This window comes from Nocardioides sp. YIM B13467, from assembly GCF_042788075.1.
Taxonomy (GTDB): Bacteria; Actinomycetota; Actinomycetes; order Propionibacteriales; family Nocardioidaceae; genus Nocardioides.
Window position 1 is genome coordinate 4,007,019 of record NZ_JBHZPJ010000046.1, and the last position, 18,413, is coordinate 4,025,431.

Here is an 18,413-nt window from a genome sequence, read left to right on the forward strand (position 1 = left end):
AGTCGGCGTGAGCGTAGCAGCGCCCCTCGCCTCCGGCCGGACCGCGATCAGCCGTGAGCGGTAGTCCTGACCATGGGCGAGCGACACGATCAGTGCCTGGCGAACTGGACCCGGGTCGGCTGCGCGACGTCCGGTTCGAGGGCGATCCCGTCGATGGTCAGCCGTTCGCCGTAGATGTCGGTGATCCTGATCGCTCTGCCGCATCCGTTGCCGTCCTCGGCGAGGAAGTAGTTGTAGTCGGTGCGCTGCAGCTTGCGCCATCCATTGGCGGTCCGGACCTCGAGCGCGGCCACCGGGTTGCGATGGCCGATCACCTGGACGCCGCACCAGTATTGGCTGGACCCGGTCTTGTACCGGATCGAGATGGTGCCGGCCGCGGCGGGGCTCAGCAGCTTCCAGGTGATCGGGAGCCGGCCGACGGAGAGGTCGGCGAGTTTGGCGAACGCCTGTTGGCTGAGGTCGAGCTGCCCGGGTTCGCAGGGCAAGGGGCACTCGTTGACGATCCGCACCGTGATGGAAGCACCGTTGGCGGCGCGGACCAGCACGTACGCCCCGCATGCCTTGGCCGACTCGTAGTCGGTGTGGTTCATCGCCGCGACCATGAGGTCGTCGGACGGGCCGTAGAGGCAGGCGCCGTTCCCGTCGCCCGCCTCGTAGGCGGTCGCGACGCCCCGGTAACGGATGCCCGGTTTGATCCGTCCGGTTAACGGCTCGGTGGACTCCGCGGAGTCCGTGCGTGGGGTGCTCGAAGGTGTGCGCTGCCTGCTGGCGGGCGATGGCTTTCGGGTACGGCGGGGCGACGGGGACGGGCTCGTGACCGGCGGCTGACTCGATGCGATCGTGGCGTCGGGCGTCGCGGTCGGAGAGTCGGAATCGGCGGCGCCGCTCGCCTGTGCAGCCGTGGCGGACTCGTCGGTGGCACGCCAGGCGTCCGTGCTGCCCCCGATGAGGAGCACGGCTGCCAGGCAGACCACAACACTGACAGCCAGCAGCGTCAGCGGACTGCCGATGGCCAGCCGGTGCTTGCGAAGCGGCTGCTCCGGGCCGTGATTCGTTGTCCTCATGTCCATCCGTTCGGTAGATCGAGTCGATGTTCCACAGCGCAGTTGCCGCCGGAGCCGAAAAGGTTGCCGCCCCTTGCGCAGCCCGGGTCAACCTGCTGGCAGGCTGACCCGGAGCTCGATGGGTTGTGGGGTCAGGACGGGTCGCCGTACTGCAGACCGCGTCCGTTTGTGCCGATGTAGACGCGGCCGTAGATGTCGGGGTCGCCGGTGATGACGCCGACGCTGCCGATGGCGCCCCACTGGTGGGCGTTGTCGTTGACGCGGAGCCAGGTCGCGCCCTTGTCGGTGGAGCGGAAGACGCCGGTGACGTCCTTGACCGTGCCGATCAGGTACAGGGCCTGGTAGCCGGTGCCCGGCTTGGCCCTGCCGAAGCCGAGGGTGGAGGCGGACTGCACGGACTCGAGCGTGGCGAAGCTCCGGCCGCCGTCGGTGGAGTGCAGCAGTCCCCTGTCACTGCCGGCGATCCACAGATCCCCGGCGATGCCGGGCACGGCCGTGAGCCGGCCGGAGGGCAGGTTGCCGGCGCGGGCGGTGAAGGTCGCGCCGCCGTCGGTGCTGGCGTAGAGCGTCCCGCCGGACAGTGAGTAGAAGGTCTTGGCCGAGGAGCGGTCGGCGACGACCACGGCGTCAGCGCCCAGGCCGCTGACCCTCGACCAGCTCGACCCCTTGTCGGTCGAGCGGTACGGGGCCTGGCCGACTTGGGTCCAGACGATGGTGGAGCCGTCCGCAGCGAGCGCGACACGGCCATCGTTGGCGGCGGCGACCGGCTCCGCCTTGAAGCCGCTCCAGGTGGTGCCGCCGTCGGTGGAGTAGGCGCCGTCCTGATCGCCGCCATGGCCGACCCGGACCATTGTCGAGGGCTTGGACTGGGCGAAGTCGATGTCGGTGCTGTTGGTCATCATCGGGTTCGCCAGCCGCCCGGAGGGCACCTTGGTCAGGGAGTCGTGCCGGAAGCCGCCCTGGTCGCCCATGGAGGTGATGACGGTGGCGCCGCCGGGAGGGGCGATCGCGTCCAGCAGCGAGGTCTCCTCCAGCCCGCGGGCCCCGGAGACCCAGTGGCTGGTGCCGCCGCTGTCGGAGGCGTTCGCGTCCTTGCTGCGCCAGATGGCGTTGCCGGTGCCGTACAGCACGTGCCCGGAGTTGAAGGGATCGATGGCCAGGGCGGTCATCCAGTGCCCGGTGTGGGTGCCGACATAAGGGGCGCCGGCGGCGCTGCGCTTCGACCTCTCGGCCAGTGCCTTCCAGTGCGCGCCGCCATCGGTGCTGCGGTAGATCTCGTCCTCCGGCCACCAGCGGTCGAGGGTGGTGACCATCACCGTGGACGGCTTGCGCGGGTCGACGGCCAGACCGGAGAACCCGTAGCTGCCCTGGGACGGGGAGATGTTCTTCCACGCCCCGCGGTTCGGCGTGTACTTCCACACCGAGCCCGCCGTCACGCCGTTGGGGCCGAGGGCGTTGGTGTAGGTCAGGTACAGCGAGCCGTCACCGGAGACCACGCCGTGCTGCGGCAGTTGGCCGGTGGGCTGCCCGGAGACGGCCCGCCAGGTGCGGCCGCTGTCGGTGGAGCGGTACAGGGAGGTCGACGAGTCGCCGACACCGACGTAGATCGTCTTGCTGCCGGCCTTGCCGTACGTCACGAAGGAGATGCCCGCGCCGCTGCTCGCGCCGTTCTTGACTGGGAAGGAGGAGACCTGGCGCCATGTCGCGCCGTAGTCGGTGCTGCGCCACAGGCCGTTCTTGCGGCTGCCCAGCAGCAGGGTGCCGTGGTTGGCCGGGTCGACCACGAGCCGTTCGCCAGTCCCGCGGCCGTGCTCGTTCGCCCCCACCTTGAACGGCAGATCGGTACGCTTGAAGGTGCGGCCCCGGTCCGTGGAGCGCAGGATCGCGCCATTGCCTGCCCAGTCGTTGGTGTAGGTGCCGGCCATGAGGTAGAGCCGCTTGGGGGCGACGGGGTCGGTGGCCACCGAATCGATGCCCAGCAGGTTCCAGTCCTTCTCGCCGAGCCAGTCGGTCAGCGGGATCCACCGCTCGGCCGCGGCGTTCCAGCGGTAGGCGCCGCCCATGTCGGTGCGCGCGTACAGCAGGCCCTTCTCGCGCGGGTTGAACACCAGACCGGTGACGTAACCGCCGCCCACCACCTGGGCGTTCTTCCACCTGTACGGTCCGGACCCGGTCGTCTGGGTCTGGGCCGTCTGGGACTGGGCCGACTCCACCTGCTCCTGCTGGATAGCGGTGCCGTCGGCTGTGGAGGAGCCGTTGTCGTCGAGCACCTGGCCACTGCGCACGGAAGTCTGCTGGTTGTGGGCGCTGCCGTCGACGGTCGCGGTCCGCGACTCCTCCTGCGCGAACACGAGGGAGGGCACGACGATGGCGGGCACGCCGACCAGCAGACCGATCGCGGTCCAGCGGCGGCGGTGACGTCCGCGGCGCGCACGGTACGTGGGGTTGTCCATGGGGGATGTGCTCCTTGCATGTCATTCACCGGAGGAAGGCGGATCCAGGCGACTGGGTGGCCTGGATCCGCTTCCTAGTGGTCACACGCACTGCAAAGGGTTGCCGCTGGCCGGAATCTTTGAGGTCCGTTCGTCGGCGCCGCCCTACCGGTCTGTCCTGTGATCAGTGAAAGCGGGTCGTGCAGCGCGCTGTTGTCGAGACCATGACGGGACTGCCCTCGGGATCACGCTTGCTGCTGGGCGCGAACGGTTTCGCTGTCCGGTCTGGTCGTCACGGTCACCGATGGTGCTGTGCGGGGCCAGGTCCAGGCGTACCGCACGATGAGGGCGAGAAGGATCAGCTCCAGCACGATGCCGAGGCCGTAGAAGAACAGCCAGGACTCGCCCGCCGCGTTGAAGGCCGTGACGGGGACGTAGACCGAGGCCACGACGAGGTTCGTGATGCGGCTCGCCCGGGCGGGCAGCGTCATCGACAGCACGACCATGAAGATCGGGATGGCCACGAGGGTCAGCGCCGCGGTCGAGAAGGTCTGGGAGAGGTCGAACTCGAAGACCTTGCCGTCGAGGAGGTCGTCGATGACGCCGGGTGTGAAGAAGTTGAGAATGTCCACGTAGGCGTAGAGGAACATGAAGCTCGTCCACGCTGCGGCGAGCTTGGCCCTCACCGGGATCGGCTGGTCCTCCAGAGTGGTGGTGGGTCGACGTGTTCTCATCTTGGGCTCCGTTGTCGTGGTGAGGATCGGTACGTCCACGATCGCAGCGGACGGCAGCGGGCGGATCCGCCTGGAGGCCGGAGTTCCCCTGGCCGATGGCATGGCCCCTATCTCGTACTTTCGGCCGGGCTTGGCCTGGCGACCCGTGGTGGTCGGATGGGGCGTCCCCGGGCTGCTCTCGGTTCTCTTCGTTCGTGGCCTGTCTCCGCTACTCCAAGGCGTAGGCCCGGACCGAGAGGTCCGGGCCTACGTGGTTTTCGGGGCTATGCGGTTCGGCCGGCTAGGAGCGGAAGGGGCCGCTGATCTCGTAGGTGATGCCACCGCTGGAAGAGCCGCTCGTGCCTCGCTGGGAGGAGAAGTACATGCGGTTGCCGGCCGGGTTGAACGCCACGCCGCAAAGCTCTGACGAGCTCTGCCCGGTGACTCGGAGGAACGGTGCCACGACGTCGTCGGGGGTGATGATGCAGATCTCCATGTTGCCGCCGTCCTCGGCGACGTAGAGGTCTCCTGCCGAGGCGCCGGTGATGTTGTCGACGCCGGTGAGCGGTGGGTTGCTGGTCAGGTTGTCGTCGTAGACGACGTCGAGGGTGTTGGCGGCGGCGTTGTAGGCCCACACCTTGTTGTCGCCCTTGGTGGTGAAGTAGCAGATGTCGTTGCGGTAGTAGGCGCCTTCACCGCCGTTGAACAGCTTCATGTTCGACACCTGATCGCGCGTCGGCGTGGGCGATCCGTCGGGGTCGGGGACATCGGCCCAGGTGAGGTTCGTGGTGAGCACCTGCAACTTCCCGGCGGACAGGTCTCCCCAAGTGGTCGGGACGAAGCGGTAGAAGCCGCCGTCGCTCTTGTCCTCGGTCTGGTAGACGACCTTGCGCACCGGGTCGCAGGCCGCGGCCTCGTGCGTGAACCGACCCATCGCGGCACGACGGACGGCTGGCTTGACGCCCCACGGGTCGGTCTCCCAGCTGTAGCCCGTGTCGTGCTCCTCGCACGAGATCCAGGTGTTCCACGGCGTCGGACCGCCCGCGCAGTTCCGGGTGGTGTTGCCGAGGATGCGGTAGGCGTTGGTGATGTTGGCGTTGCTGTCGAACTTGATGGCGCTGACGCCGCCGGCACCGCTGCTCATCTCCGAGTTGGAGACGTAGATCCAGCCGGTTCCGTCGGCGAAGCAGACGCCGCCGTCCGGGGCGCTGTGCCAGGTGTACCCGGTGTTCGCGACAGTCCTCGTCGAGCGGGCGACCACCCGGCTGGTGAACCCTGGGGGCAGCATGATGCCGTTGGCGTCGGCGGCCTGAAGAGCGCCGTAGGGGCTCGGTCCGGTCTTGGCGGGGTAGGCGATGGCGGGACGAGTGACGCTGAACCCGAAGGCGACGGTTCCAGCGCCGACAACGGCGGCACGTAAGAAGTTGCGACGATCCATGGTGGAGTCCTTCTGGAGTCTCGGCAGATGGAAATGTGCGCGACAAACGCTAGAGATCCGGACCCTGGTCGAGGCGTCTTCAGGACGAACAATGCTCAACGCACAGGCGCCGACCGCGGCGGACAAGGAGCGGGCCATGCGACGAGCGACGACCAGGGACCTGGCCGAGCTCAAGCAGGTCCTCGAGTCCTGATAGGGCTTGTGGTCACGCCAGTGCCGCGAGGATCTCCTCGGCGGTCCGTAGACCCGAGCGGACGGCTCCCTCCATGTAGCCGCTCCATTCGGTGGCGTACTCCGATCCGGCCCAGTGGATCCGTCCGACGGGCTCGCGCAGGATCGGTCCGTAGTTCGTCCAGACACCGGGACCGAAACCGGCGCCGTAGCAGCCGCGGGTGAACTCCTCGGCGCTCCAGTCCTTCTCGACGTACGAGATCGGTGTGGCCGCCTCGCTCCCGAAATAGCGCACGAAGCAGTCGATGACGCCGCGGCGGCGCTCTCCGTCGGGAAGACGCTGCCAGCTGCGGGCCTCGCCTGCCTCGACGAAACCGATCAGGATGCCGACCTCCGCGCCGGGAGGGGACACGTCGAAGGTGATCTTGACCGGGCCGAGGTCGGACATCGCCTGGCCGTTGAGCCCCTGCTCGCGCCAGAACGGCTTCGGGTACGCCGCGAAGCACTTCACGACCGTTCCGGCCGGCACACGCTGCGTGAGCTGGTCGCGGCCGGCGGGAAGGATCGGGTCGTAGTCGAGCCGCCCGGCGAGGGTCGGAGGCAGGGTGACGAGAACGTGTCGTGCCGTGTGCGACTCGCCGGCGCGGGTGATGGCGGTGGCACTCGCGTCAGTCTGGACGATCCGTGCCACGGGCGACCCGAACCGTACGTCCTGGCTTTCGGCGAGGCGCTGCGAGACCAGCACCGATCCACCGACGACGCGGTCCTTCTGGGCGCCGCTGTCGGTGGAGGCGAGCGTCTCGAGATCGCCGTTGCTGATCGTGTAGAAGAGCGTGTGCAGCAGGGAGAGGTCGGAGGAGTCGGCCGAGTAGAGCGCCTCGGCCAGCACGCGGAAGTAGGACCGCCCGGTCGCCGTCCTCAGGTTGCGACGGATCCACGACTCGAAGGTCTGCCCGTCCAGCAGCGCGGCCTTGGGGTGAGCCCACGGACGCTCGACGTCGACGCCACGCGCGAGCCTCTCGTAGCGGGCCAGGCCCTGGGCGAGGTCGGCCAGGACGATCGGGTTGAACTTGGGCGTAGCGCCCTTCTGCGGTCCGAGCCGGGACTGCTTGCCGCCGAGGTCGAGGAGCAGCTCTCCGGCGTCGTTCCAGGTCGGGAAGGTCTCCAGGCCCAGCTCGTCGACGAGCCGGTACATCTCGGTGTGACCCTCCCCGATCCACGTGCCGCCGAGCTCGATCGGGTGCCCCTCGAGGATCCCGCCCTCGGTGCGACCGCCGACCCGGTCCCGTGCCTCCAGCACCACGACGGACTTTCCGGCAGCAGTGAGCTCGTGGGCCGCGCTCAGGCCGGCCAGGCCGGCTCCCACCACGACCACGTCGGTATCGTCGGGCATCGCGGGAGCCTCCGTTCACGTCGGTCGTACGGCTGAAATCACGGTACGACGTTCGCGGTGCGGCTGCGGCTGGATCGTTGTGCCTGACGGTCTTTGCCGACATTTGATGACAGGGTTTGGCCATGAGCGAGGACGCGGTCGAAGAGGAGACGACGAGGCTGCGAGCCCTCGGCGTGCGTGTTCGGCAGGGGGCTCGGGACCTGCTCCCGACCACGTCGTTGACGCTGCACGGGGGTGAGGTCGCGGTGGCCGTCGGCCCGCCGGGAGGCGGGCACACGTCGCTGGCTCTGGCGCTGGCCGGCCGGCTCCGGCTGGATGCGGGCAGGGTGGAGCTGGACGGGGACGCGTCGCCTCGGCTCCTGCAGGCGGCGGTGGCGCTGGTCGACGTGCCGGGGGTCTCCGAGCCGGACGAGGTGGTGCCGTTCCGCACGATCCTCGGTGAGGAGCTCGCCATGGCGAAGCACAGGCCGAGCGCTGCAGCCATCGACGGCTGGCTGGGGGAGTACGACCTGGCGACCGGCATCACCACGGAGGCCGTCCCGCCACGACCGCGCCTGGAGATCCTCGCCCGTATGGCGCTGCTGCGGCCAGGCACCCGCTTCCTCGTCCTCACCTATCCCGAGCGGCTCGGCCTGCCGGTCGCACTGTGGCTGGACATCGCCAACGACCTAGCCGGCTCCCAGAGCCGGCCCGGCGTCCTCGTCACCGCGAGTCGCGCGGTGACCATCCCCGCCGGCGTGCGTCGGTTCACCATCGGTCCGACGGAGGAAGCATGAACTCGCTGCGTATCGCCCTGACCGAGCTGCGCCGGATCACGGCCGGACGGCTGGCGAAGCTCGTCATCGTGGCGCTCGTCCTCGTCCCCACGCTCTACGCCGGGCTCTACCTCTACGCCAACCACGATCCGTACGCTCACTTCGATGAGCTCCCGGCGGCCCTCATCGTGGAGGACACCGGGGCCACCACGACCGACGGCACGAAGATCGACGCCGGACGCGATGTCGCCGACAAGCTCCTGAAGTCGGGCGACTTCGACTGGTCGGAGGTCTCTGCGGCCACGGCGGAGAAGGACATCCGGGAGGGCGACTACTACTTCGCCCTGCGGATCCCGGAGGGGTTCTCCCGGACGCTGACCGGGGCGGAGCGGCTCGACCCGAAGCAGGCGCAGATCCAGGTCATCACCAACGACGCCAACTCCTACCTGTCCACGACGATCGCGACCAACGTCACCGACAAGGTCCGCGACGCCATCGCCAGCGAGGTCTCCGAGCAGGCCGCGGCCAACTTCCTGCTCGGCATCTCCGATCTCCGCTCGGGTCTGGTGAAGGCCGCCGACGGTGCCGCGAAGCTGGAGAAGGGCGCGGGTACGCTCCGCGATGGAGCCGGGAAGCTGGCCACCGGAGCCGACGACCTCGAGAACGGCCTGAACACCATCGAGGGCAAGGTCACCGACCTGCCCAGCAAGACGCGCGAGCTCGCCACCGGCGCCCGCAAGGTCGCCGACGCCAACGGCGAGATCGCTGCCACCGGGCAGCGGGCCGCGACCGCGGTCGATGACGCCGTCGCCGCCTACGAGTCGAATCGGGACGACCTCGACGCCCGGCTCGCGGCGCAGGGGCTGGACGAGCAGCAGCGAGCCGAGGTGCTGGCCATCTATGACCGTGGCTCCGCCCCGCTCGACCGTGTCGACCAGCGGGTCGGCGACGTCTCCGGCCAGCTCGACCAGCTCGCCACCGGCGCTGACCAGGTGGCCGACGGCAACGAGCAGCTCGCCGACGCGATGCCCGATCTCGTCGCCGGGATCTCCCAGGCTGCCGACGGTGCCGGCGAGCTCAGCACCGGAGCGACCAAGCTGCGTGACGGCGCCGCCCAGCTCGCCACCGGCGCCGGCGACCTGAAGAAGGGGCTGCAGGACGGCGCCGCGCAGGCACCCGCCACCAACGAGGAGCTGCGGGACCGGATCGCCTCGACCATCGCCGACCCGGTCGCCATCGACTCGGTCTCCGAGGCGAAGGCGTCGTCCTACGGAGCCGGGCTGGCGCCGTTCTTCCTCGCTCTCGGCGCATGGATCGGCGGGTACGTCCTCTTCCTGCTCGTCCGGCCGATCTCGACCCGCGCGCTCGCCGCTAACCAGACCCCGCTGCGAGTGGCCCTGGGAGGCTGGCTCACCCCGGCGCTCATCGGCGTCGTGCAGATGGTCGTCGTGCTCGTGGTCGTCGGTCTCGCCGTCGACATCACCCCGGTGAACTGGCTCGGCACGCTGGGATTCCTGCTGCTCACCTCGGCGACCTTCATCGCGATCGTGCACATGCTCAACGCGCTCCTCGGTGCGCCGGGCCAGTTCCTCGGCCTGGTCCTGATGGTCGTCCAGCTCGTCACCGCGGGCGGAACGTTCCCCTGGCAGACCATTCCCGAGCCGCTGCACTGGCTCCACCACGTACTGCCGATGAGCTACGCCGTCGACGGGCTGCGCCAGCTGATGTACGGCGGGCTCTCGGGACGCGTCGTCGCCGACGCTCTCGTCCTGGCCGCCTTCCTCGTCGGCGCACTGCTGCTGACCAGCTACGGCGCCCGTCGGCAGCGCGTCTGGACGCCCAAGCGGGTGCGTCCGGAGATCGCCATCTGAGGTCAGTACGCCTCGCCGAGCCGTGCTTCGCCGGCGCGGCGAGCGTCCGCGGGGGAGACATGGGTGACCGAGAGGAGCTCCTCGCGACCGCCGGCCCCCTTGTCGATCGTGAGGACCAAGCCGACGTCCGGCGCGTAGAACTTGTGCTCCAGCACGTCGGGTTCGAGCGGGGTCGTGTCGGCGGTCTTCACCAGGTCGTCGTACTCACCGGCGGGGACGCCGGCCCGTTGGTCGAGGTCGAGGACCTCGCCGTTGTCCTCGGCATGGCCTTCGTAGAACTCCTGTCGGTAGGTCATGCCGACCTCGGGAGAGGCGGGCATGATCACTCCGGCCTCGGCGGCGTCCACCCCGGCCTCGAAGGATCCCTCGCGGGTGGTGACTCTCCCGTCCTCGAACTCCGCGGTGTCCTCGCCGAGGTACCAGACCGTGCCGGCCTCGTCCTGGGCGTACCAGTCGAGGGTGTCCTCGATGATCTCGCCGTCGAGGGTGACGGTGTCGCGTACGACCCGGGCGGTGACGCCATTCGCGATCTCGCGGGTCACCGAGGTGGCCGTGACGACAACCTCGACGATCTCGCCGTCCTCGGTGGTCTCGCGGTAGGTCCAGCGGGTTCCCGGGTCGAGCGGGAACCAGGGGTTCGTGATCTCGGTGCTGAACTCGGCGGGGTCGAGATCCACCCGCTCGTCGGATTGTGGGAGCGCCTCGCCCCGGGCGCCGCAGCCGGTGGCCATCAGGACGCAGCAGATCAGGGCGACGGAGAGGCGAGGCATCGTACGACCTCGGGTCAGTCGTCCGAGCGGGAGTCGTCGTCGCCCTCGGTGCCGACGACCTGGAAGTCCTCGTCGAGCTGGACGTCGACCTGGTTGCCGTTGTCGAGGGTCACCTCGACCTCGTACTTGCTCTCCTCGTCGTCGACCTCGGTCCCGGTGACGGTGCCGCCGCCGGTCTCCGCCAGCGCGGCCTGCTCGGCCTGCTCGAGCTCGGTGGCCGGGATGGGTTGTTCGTGGCTGTCGTCGTCGCCGGACAGGGCACGTGCTGCGCCGACGGTCCCGGCCGTGACCGCGGCCGCGCCGGCGACGACCATGGCGATGCGCTTGCGATTCATTCTCGGACTCATGTCACCGACGCTATGCCGGTCGGATGAGGAGCCGATGAGTCTCTCATCCGACCCTCATCTGCGCGCCTAGCATGAACAGCGTGCGGGTGCTGCTGGTCGAGGACGAGGAGAAGCTCGCCGCGCTCGTGGCCCGAGGGCTCACCGAGCACGGCGGCATCGTCGACGCCGTCGGGACCGGGAGGCAGGCACTCGCCTCGGCCCGCGGAGGCGAGTACGACGTGATGCTGCTCGACGTCATGCTGCCCGACCTCGACGGGTTCGAGGTCTGTCGCCGGCTGCGGGCGGCACGGGTGTGGACCCCGATCCTGATGCTGACCGCACGCACCGCGGTGGTGGATCGTATCGCCGGCCTGGACAGCGGCGCCGACGACTATCTGGCCAAGCCCTTCGCATTCCAGGAGCTGCTGGCCCGGATGCGTGCTCTCGCCCGACGTGGCCCGGTGCCGCGGCCGACGGAGCTGGAGGTGGGGGACCTGCGGATGGACCCGGCGGTGCGGCGAGCCTGGCGTGGGTCGACCGAGCTGTCGCTCTCGACCAGGGAGTTCGCCCTCCTGGAAGCCCTCATGCGGCGGTGCGACCAGGTGCTCACCCGAGACCAGCTGCTCGCCCTGGCGTGGGGCGACCAACACGACGTCATCTCCAACGTCGTCGACGTCTACGTTCGCTACCTGCGCGCGAAGATCGACCGACCCTTCGGCGTGAACACCCTGCACACCGTACGCGGCGTGGGCTACCGACTCACCGCGGAGACGTCGTGAGGGCCTGGCCGCCGGCACGATGGCCGTTGCGGACCAGGGTCGCGCTCGCCTTCCTGGCAGCGACAGCGATCGCGGTCGCCGGCCTCGGCGTCCTCGTCCAGCTGCGGGTGAGCGACGCGCTGGAGGATCGTCTCCGGGACTCGGTGGGGGCCGAGGCGGACCGGCTCGAATCGGCGTCGGGGCGCGACCGGCTGGAATCCGTCTCGGCTCTCGGCGGGGAGGTCCATGCCCAGGTCCTGACGGCACGGGGTGACGTACGGGCGTCCTCGAGGCTCGTCGCCGGCCCGCTCCTCGAGCCCGCGGAGCTCCGGGCATCGGGCAGGAGCGGCTGGCTCGAGAGGACCGTCTTCGTCCTCGACGACGACGCCGCAGCCGCGGGAAAGCCTGATCCGGAACAGGAGAGGCTCGTTCTCCTGGTCAAGCCGGTAGAGGAGGGCTTCTTGGTCGTCGGTACGTCGCGGGAGGACGCGGACGAGGCCCTCGCCACCCTGCGCAACCAGCTGCTGATCGCCGGGCCGCTCGCGCTGGCCGTGGCCGGTGGACTCGGATACATCGTCGCCGGTGCGGGTCTGCGACCGATCGAGCGGATGCGCGCCCGCGCGGCCACGATCTCCGCTCGCAGTGCCGGCGAACGCCTCCCGGTCCCAGAAGCCGACGACGAGCTGCGCCGGCTCGCGCTCACCCTCAACGCCATGATCGGGCGCCTCGACGAGGGCCTGCAGCGGGAACGCAGGTTCGTCGCCGATGCCAGTCACGACCTGCGTACGCCGCTGGCGCTGATGCTCACCGAGATCGAGCTGGCGCTGGCCGGAGAGCGGACCCCCGAGGAGCTCAGGCTGGCTCTACACTCCGTCGACGACGAGGTCCGCCGCCTGATCGCCCTGGCCGAGGATCTTCTCGAACGAGCTGGTTCCGGCGAGCTCTCGATGCCGATCGAGTCGCGTCCGGTCGACCTGGTGGACCTGGCCGCGCGCGTCGTGGAGAGGTTCCGGCCGGCCGCCGGGCGTCGTGGCATCGAGCTGACGGCGCCAGGACCCGTCGAGATCCATGGCGACGTCACCCGGCTCGACCGGGCCCTGTCCAACCTCGTCGACAACGCGATCCGGCACGGCGCCGGTGACGTCGAGGTCGCAGTCAGCGCTGAGTCCGGCAGCGCAGTCGTCACCGTCACCGACGAGGGCGACGGCTTCCCGGAGCACGCCTGGCCGCGAAACCCGGGCCTCGGCCTGATGATCGTTCGTGAGATCGCCCGGGCACACGGCGGCTCGCTCGGCGTGGAGCGCGTCAACGGCCACACCTGCGTACGTCTGATGATCGCGTCGCCGCAGGACCGGTAGCCGGCATCGGGCCGGACCAGACCCCGGCCGCGGTAGAGGCGATCGAGCATCCGCCGGCGGCCGTGGCCTTCGAATTCACGCATGGAAACAACAGACGGTTGACAACAGACAAATGATGTCTGATGATTCCAATGACGCCGGTGTCGGGCGGATCCTGCNAGGCGACCAGCGGCGGGAACCAGACGGTGAGCCCGCCGGCCCAGTCGATGTCGGGGCCCCAGGGCAGGTAGGCCAGCGTGTAGCCCAGCCGCGGCACCGGCCGGTGCAGCACCAGCCCGGTCCCGGCGAGCCGGTCACCGGCGTACCAACCCAGCGACTCGCTGCGCCACTCGGTCTTCACGTCGGCCCAGGCGGGGGTCTGCAGGAAGCTGACCGACCGCCGCGACCTGACGTGGTCGAGGTGCTCGGCGGGGCTGATCGGTCGGACAGTGAAGGTCACCGTGCCAGTCAACCCGTGAAGATGTCGTCAGGGCGTATGGCATTTCGGATACGTCGGCGATATGTCCTCAACCTAGGATCAGAGCATGCGGGTGCTGGTGGTCGAGGACGAGCCGTTGATGGCTGGAGCGATCCGGGACGGGCTGCGGCTGGAGGCGATCGCCGCCGACATCGCCGGTGACGGCGACACGGCTCTGGAGCTGTTGAGCGTCAACGCCTACGACATCGCCGTGCTCGACCGCGACATCCCCGGTCCCTCGGGCGACGAGGTCGCCAAGCGCATCGTCGCCTCCGGCACCGGGATGCCGATCCTGATGCTGACCGCGGCCGACCGGCTCGACGACAAGGCATCCGGGTTCGAGCTCGGCGCCGACGACTACCTGACCAAGCCGTTCGAGCTGCGTGAGCTGGTGCTGCGGCTGCGGGCGCTCGACCGGCGGCGTGCCTACAACCGGCCGCCGGTGCGGGAGATCGCCGGCCTGCGGGTCGACCCGTTCCGGCGCGAGGTCTACCGCGACGGCCGCTACGTGGCGCTGACCCGCAAGCAGTTCGCGGTGCTCGAGGTCCTCGCCGCCGCCGAGGGCGGCGTGGTCAGCGCCGAGGAGCTGCTGGAGCGGGCCTGGGACGAGAACGCCGACCCCTTCACCAATGCCGTACGCATCACCGTCTCCGCCCTGCGCAAACGTCTCGGCGAGCCCGCGATCATCGCCACCGTGCCGGGCGTCGGATACCGGATCGATGTCGATTCCTAGACGCCCGGGGATGAGCGTTCGACTCAAGCTGACGCTCAGCTACGCCGGGGTCATCGTGGTCACCGGAGTGCTGCTGCTCGCGGTGGTGTGGGTCTTCCTGCTGCGCTACGTCCCCGACGGGGTGTGGATGGAGTGGCCGCAGGAGCCGGGTCGGCCGAGCGCTCCCTTCGTCCCGAACCGCTCCGACCTCGAGCGTGCCTTCGTGCCGCGGGCGGCCACGATGATGGGCTTCCTGCTCGTGTTCGGGCTGGTCGGGGGCTGGATCCTCGCCGGCCGGATGCTCGCGCCGCTGAGGAAGATCACCGAGGCCACGCGTACGGCAGGCGATGGATCGCTCTCCCACCGGATCGAGCTCGACGGCCCCGGCGACGAGTTCCGTGAGCTGGCCGACGGCTTCGACGACATGCTCGCGAAGCTCGAGTCGCAGGTGGCCGAGCAGCAGCGGTTCGCGGCCAACGCCTCCCACGAGCTGCGCACCCCCCTCGCGATCACGCAGACTCTCCTCGACGTCGCCGGGAAGGACCCGAACCGTGATGTCGACGAGCTCATCGGCCGGCTGCGCCTGATCAACTCCCGCGCGATCGACCTCACCGAGGCCCTGCTCGTGCTCAGCCGCGCCGACCAGCGCTCCTTCGTCCGGGAGCCGGTCGACCTGTCGCTGGTCGCCGAAGAGGCGGTCGAGACGCTGCTGCCGCTCGCCGAGCAGCGCGGGGTGCGGATCGAGACCGCCGGTGGCCAGGCCTCGGTCAGCGGCTCGCCGGCCCTGCTGCTGCAGGTCGCGACCAACCTCATCCACAACGCGATCGTCCACAACCTGCCCGAGGACGGGTCGGTGACGGTCACCATCGGCGCCAACGAGAGGAGCGTCGTCCTCACCGTCGCCAACACGGGCGAGCGGCTCTCCCGCGAGCTCGTCGCGACGCTCACCGAGCCGTTCCAGCGAGGCACCCAGCGCATCCACGGCGACCACGCCGGTGTCGGTCTGGGCCTGGCGATCGTCAAGAGCATCACCCGCGCACACGACGGCAACCTCGCCGTCCTCGCCCGCTCCGGCGGTGGGCTCCGGGTCTCGGTCGAGCTGCCCAGAGCCTCCTGAGCCGGCGGTCAGCGCGGCGCGGCTCCCGTACGCAGCAGGTCCAGAGTGCGCGGCTCGATGAGCGTGGAGAGGGTGACCACGCTGGTCGAGCGGACGACGGCGTGGGACTGGTCGATGCGCACGAGCACCTCCTGGAGCTTCGCGTGCGACCCGGTCGCCACCTTGCAGAAGACGTCGAAGGAGCCGGTGGTGACGTACGCCTCCAGCACCTCGGGGATCTCGGCGAGGTCGCGACGTACGTCCTCGAGGGCTCCCTGGGAGATCTCCAGGGTCACGAACGCCTGCACCGTGTGGCCGGCGGCGGCCGGGTCGACCGTCGGTGCCCAGTCGCGGATCACCCCGGCCTCGGTCATCTTGCGCAGCCGGCTCTGCACGGTGGCGCGGGCGACGCCGGCGACCCGGGAGAGCTCGAGGTCGCCGACTCGCGGGTGGGCGTGCAGGGTCTCCAGCAGGGTGACGTCGAGGTCGTCGAGGTTCATGGCTCGATGGTAGTCAGATTGTCTAGCAAACCGTGGTTCAGACTGGTCTGATCTGACAGATTGCCCAGTGTTTGGTGGTCAACTTGTTTGGTGTGACTCGGCCCACTTGACTTGCCCGCATGACGCTTGCAGACACCCTGACCAACCAAGAGAAGCTCGCCGGACTCGGGCTGGCCGAGTTGGAGCAGCTCGTCGGCCTGGTGGCCTACGACGACACCTCTGACCCCTTCCCGGTGACCGGCTGGGACGCGGTCGTGTGGGCTGTAGGCAACGCCACCCAGACCGCCCACTTCTTCCAGAGCGCCTTCGGCATGGAGCTGGTCGCCTACTCCGGTCCCGAGACCGGCAACCGCGACCACCACTCCTACGTGCTGCGCAGCGGGGGAGTGCGGTTCGTGATCAAGGGCGGCGTCGCGCCCGGGAGCGAGATCATCACCCACCACGCCCGCCACGGTGACGGCGTCATCGACATCGCCCTCGAGGTGCCTGATGTCGACCGCTGCATCGAGCACGCCCGCAAGCAGGGCGCCCGCGTCCTGGAAGAGCCCCACGATGTGAGCGACGAGCACGGCACCGTACGCATCGCCGCCATCGCGACCTACGGCGAGACCCGCCACACGCTGGTCGACCGCTCCGGCTACGACGGCCCCTATCTTCCCGGTTACGTGACCCGCTCCTCGACGCTGAAGAAGCCCGAGGGCGCACCCAAGCGCCTCTTCCAGGCGCTCGACCACGTGGTCGGCAACGTCGAGCTCGGCAAGATGGACGAGTGGGTCGACTTCTACGGCCGAGTCATGGGCTTCACCAACATGGCCGAGTTCATCGGTGACGACATCGCCACCGACTACTCCGCGCTGATGTCGAAGGTCGTAGCCAACGGCAACCACCGCGTGAAGTTCCCGCTCAACGAGCCGGCCATCGCCAAGAAGAAGTCGCAGATCGACGAATACCTGGAGTTCTACCAGGGCCCCGGCGCCCAGCACCTCGCGCTGGCCACCGGCGACATCCTGGCCACCGTCGACGCGCTGCGCGACGCCGGGATCGAGTTCCTCAACACCCCGGACTCCTACTACGAGGACCCCGAGCTGCGCGCCCGGATCGGTGAGGTGCGCGTGCCGATCGAGGAGCTGCAGAAGCGCGGCATCCTGGTCGACCGCGACGAGGACGGCTACCTGCTGCAGATCTTCACCAAGCCGATCGGCGACCGCCCCACGGTCTTCTTCGAGCTGATCGAGCGCCACGGCTCCCTCGGCTTCGGCAAGGGCAACTTCAAGGCCCTCTTCGAGGCCATCGAGCGCGAGCAGGAGCGCCGCGGCAACTTCTGACAGAGCCCCCGCCGAGTCGGCTCATCCTGACCGAATTCCACGCCGAGTCGGCGCGTTATAACGCGCCGACTCNGTACGGCAGCATCAGCATGAACTGCGACGGCACCGGAGAGCCGATCACCGAGAGCACGGACTCGACGTTGGAGGCGAAGCCGAAGAGCAGCGCCGCCAGCGTCGCCTTGATCGGATCCCACTTGCCGAAGATCACCGCCGCCAGCGCGATATAGCCCGCACCGCCGGTCATCTCGCGACCGAAGGACGGCACCGAGACGAGCGTGTACGTCGCTCCACCGATGCCCGCGATCGCGCCGGCCAGGAGGATGGTGCGGTAGCGGGTCGCGATCACGTTGATGCCGACGGTGTCGGCCGCCTTCGGGTGCTCGCCGACCGCGCGCACGCGCAGGCCCCACTTGGACCGGTAGAGGGCCCAGGCGACGAGGAAGACGGCGGCGTACATGATGTAGACCAGCACCGTCTGGCGGAAGAAGATCGGGCCGACCACCGGGATGCCGGACAGCAGCGGGATCTCCAGGCGCGGGAAGTGCGGCGGGTTGTTGAGCGCCGCGGCGTTCTCCGAGAGGACCTGGGAGAACATGAAGCTGGTGAAGCCGATCACCAGCACGTTGAGGACGACACCGACGATGACCTGCTCGACCCAGTAGGTGATCGCGAACAGGCCCAGGAGCAGCGCGACCAGCATCCCCGCGACCATCGCGGCCACCAGGCCGACCCACGGACTGCCGGTGAGGGAGGCGACGATCGCGGCGCCGAAGGCGCCGAAGAGCAGCTGGCCGTCGATGGCGATGTTGACGACGCCCGACCGCTCACCGAGTACGCCGCCGAGCGCACCGAACACGAGCGGCACCGCCAGCGCCAGCGAGCCGGCGAGCAGACCGACCACGGGCAGCGTCTTGCCCGCGACCGCCCAGGCCAGGAACCCGGACACGGCGATCACGGCGAACGCCGCCACCAGCACCAAGGGAGTCTTGCGGCCGGCGCGAGCGTTCCAGGCGGCGTACGCCGTGCACAGGAGGCACAGCGCCACGGCCGTCCACACGATGCCGTTGGCCGGCAGCGTGATGTCGGGGATGGCGAACCAGTCACCGTCGCGGCTCCACCTGAAGGTGGAGTCGCCGGTGCGAGGAGCCAGGATGACGAGCAGTGCTACCAGCACGGTGAACACAGCCATGACGATGGGCGTCTTCCACAGGCCCGGGACGCGCTCGGCGACGACTGGTGCGTCGGAGTTGACCGGAAGATCGACAACGGACACG

Annotated in this window: 17 protein-coding genes; 7 read left to right on the plus strand and 10 right to left on the minus strand. The window is 69.4% G+C overall.

Going from position 1 to position 18,413, the window contains the following annotated elements; translation table 11 throughout:
• Positions 1 to 89 precede the first annotated feature (89 nt).
• The 5 genes from ACFX43_RS26415 to ACFX43_RS26435 form a co-directional block, all read right to left on the minus strand.
• Entirely contained in the window at positions 90 to 1,064 is a 975-nt protein-coding gene (locus ACFX43_RS26415; protein ID WP_378838394.1) for an expansin EXLX1 family cellulose-binding protein, read from the minus strand.
• Between the two features lie 131 nt (positions 1,065 to 1,195).
• Positions 1,196 to 3,517, minus strand: coding sequence for a carbohydrate-binding protein (locus tag ACFX43_RS26420; protein ID WP_378838399.1), 2,322 nt, complete (start codon positions 3,515 to 3,517; stop codon positions 1,196 to 1,198).
• Positions 3,518 to 3,741: 224 nt separating this feature from the next.
• Entirely contained in the window at positions 3,742 to 4,230 is a 489-nt protein-coding gene (locus ACFX43_RS26425; protein ID WP_378838403.1) for a DUF6326 family protein, read from the minus strand.
• Between the two features lie 280 nt (positions 4,231 to 4,510).
• Positions 4,511 to 5,647 carry an alkaline phosphatase PhoX gene (locus ACFX43_RS26430; RefSeq protein ID WP_378838408.1) on the minus strand — a complete coding sequence of 379 codons (1,137 nt, stop codon included), beginning with the start codon at positions 5,645 to 5,647 and terminating at the stop codon, positions 4,511 to 4,513.
• A 205-nt stretch (positions 5,648 to 5,852) separates the two neighbouring features.
• Positions 5,853 to 7,211, minus strand: a complete 1,359-nt coding sequence (locus tag ACFX43_RS26435; RefSeq protein WP_378838414.1) for a flavin monoamine oxidase family protein — start codon at positions 7,209 to 7,211, stop codon at positions 5,853 to 5,855.
• Between the two features lie 122 nt (positions 7,212 to 7,333).
• Here ACFX43_RS26435 and ACFX43_RS26440 point away from each other — a divergent pair, with 122 nt between their 5' ends.
• Positions 7,334 to 7,987, plus strand: coding sequence for a hypothetical protein (locus ACFX43_RS26440; RefSeq protein ID WP_378838417.1), 654 nt, complete (start codon positions 7,334 to 7,336; stop codon positions 7,985 to 7,987).
• Entirely contained in the window at positions 7,984 to 9,837 is a 1,854-nt protein-coding gene (locus ACFX43_RS26445; RefSeq protein WP_378838420.1) for a YhgE/Pip family protein, read from the plus strand. The genes ACFX43_RS26440 and ACFX43_RS26445 overlap by 4 nt, the downstream gene beginning before the upstream one ends.
• Before the next feature lie 2 nt (positions 9,838 to 9,839).
• On the opposite strand, the gene ACFX43_RS26450 is transcribed toward ACFX43_RS26445, so the two are convergent.
• Positions 9,840 to 10,607, minus strand: a complete 768-nt coding sequence (locus ACFX43_RS26450) for a hypothetical protein (protein WP_378838425.1) — start codon at positions 10,605 to 10,607, stop codon at positions 9,840 to 9,842.
• A 14-nt stretch (positions 10,608 to 10,621) separates the two neighbouring features.
• Positions 10,622 to 10,954 (minus strand): PepSY domain-containing protein, encoded by a 333-nt coding sequence (locus ACFX43_RS26455; protein WP_378838431.1) that lies wholly within the window; start codon positions 10,952 to 10,954, stop codon positions 10,622 to 10,624.
• An 80-nt stretch (positions 10,955 to 11,034) separates the two neighbouring features.
• On the opposite strand from ACFX43_RS26455, the gene ACFX43_RS26460 reads away from it, so the two are divergent.
• Together ACFX43_RS26460 and ACFX43_RS26465 are read left to right on the plus strand one after the other, a co-directional pair.
• The gene (locus ACFX43_RS26460) at positions 11,035 to 11,712 is read left to right on the plus strand and encodes a response regulator transcription factor (protein ID WP_378838440.1); all 678 of its coding nucleotides are present in this window, start codon (positions 11,035 to 11,037) and stop codon (positions 11,710 to 11,712) included.
• 26 nt (positions 11,713 to 11,738) lie between these two features.
• Entirely contained in the window at positions 11,739 to 13,049 is a 1,311-nt protein-coding gene (locus ACFX43_RS26465; protein WP_378838444.1) for an ATP-binding protein, read from the plus strand.
• Here ACFX43_RS26465 and ACFX43_RS26470 read toward each other — a convergent pair.
• Complete coding sequence (locus ACFX43_RS26470; RefSeq protein ID WP_378838451.1) at positions 12,997 to 13,488, minus strand: peptidoglycan bridge formation glycyltransferase FemA/FemB family protein; 492 nt, start codon at positions 13,486 to 13,488, stop codon at positions 12,997 to 12,999. The two genes, ACFX43_RS26465 and ACFX43_RS26470, sit on opposite strands and share 53 nt — an antisense overlap.
• Before the next feature lie 85 nt (positions 13,489 to 13,573).
• Between ACFX43_RS26470 and ACFX43_RS26475 the strand changes: the two genes are divergently transcribed.
• Together ACFX43_RS26475 and ACFX43_RS26480 are read left to right on the plus strand one after the other, a co-directional pair.
• Positions 13,574 to 14,239, plus strand: a complete 666-nt coding sequence (locus ACFX43_RS26475) for a response regulator transcription factor (RefSeq protein ID WP_141804182.1) — start codon at positions 13,574 to 13,576, stop codon at positions 14,237 to 14,239.
• 10 nt (positions 14,240 to 14,249) lie between these two features.
• Positions 14,250 to 15,335, plus strand: coding sequence for a sensor histidine kinase (locus ACFX43_RS26480; protein ID WP_378838463.1), 1,086 nt, complete (start codon positions 14,250 to 14,252; stop codon positions 15,333 to 15,335).
• Positions 15,336 to 15,343: 8 nt separating this feature from the next.
• Here ACFX43_RS26480 and ACFX43_RS26485 read toward each other — a convergent pair whose 3' ends face one another.
• Complete coding sequence (locus ACFX43_RS26485; RefSeq protein WP_378838469.1) at positions 15,344 to 15,814, minus strand: Lrp/AsnC family transcriptional regulator; 471 nt, start codon at positions 15,812 to 15,814, stop codon at positions 15,344 to 15,346.
• 119 nt (positions 15,815 to 15,933) lie between these two features.
• Between ACFX43_RS26485 and hppD the strand changes: the two genes are divergently transcribed.
• A complete protein-coding gene (gene hppD / locus ACFX43_RS26490) occupies positions 15,934 to 17,139 on the plus strand; it encodes a 4-hydroxyphenylpyruvate dioxygenase (protein WP_378838474.1) in 1,206 nt (401 codons plus the stop codon).
• A 55-nt stretch (positions 17,140 to 17,194) separates the two neighbouring features.
• Here hppD and ACFX43_RS26495 read toward each other — a convergent pair whose 3' ends face one another.
• Complete coding sequence (locus ACFX43_RS26495) at positions 17,195 to 18,412, minus strand: ABC transporter permease (protein WP_378838476.1); 1,218 nt, start codon at positions 18,410 to 18,412, stop codon at positions 17,195 to 17,197.
• Position 18,413 lies beyond the last annotated feature (1 nt).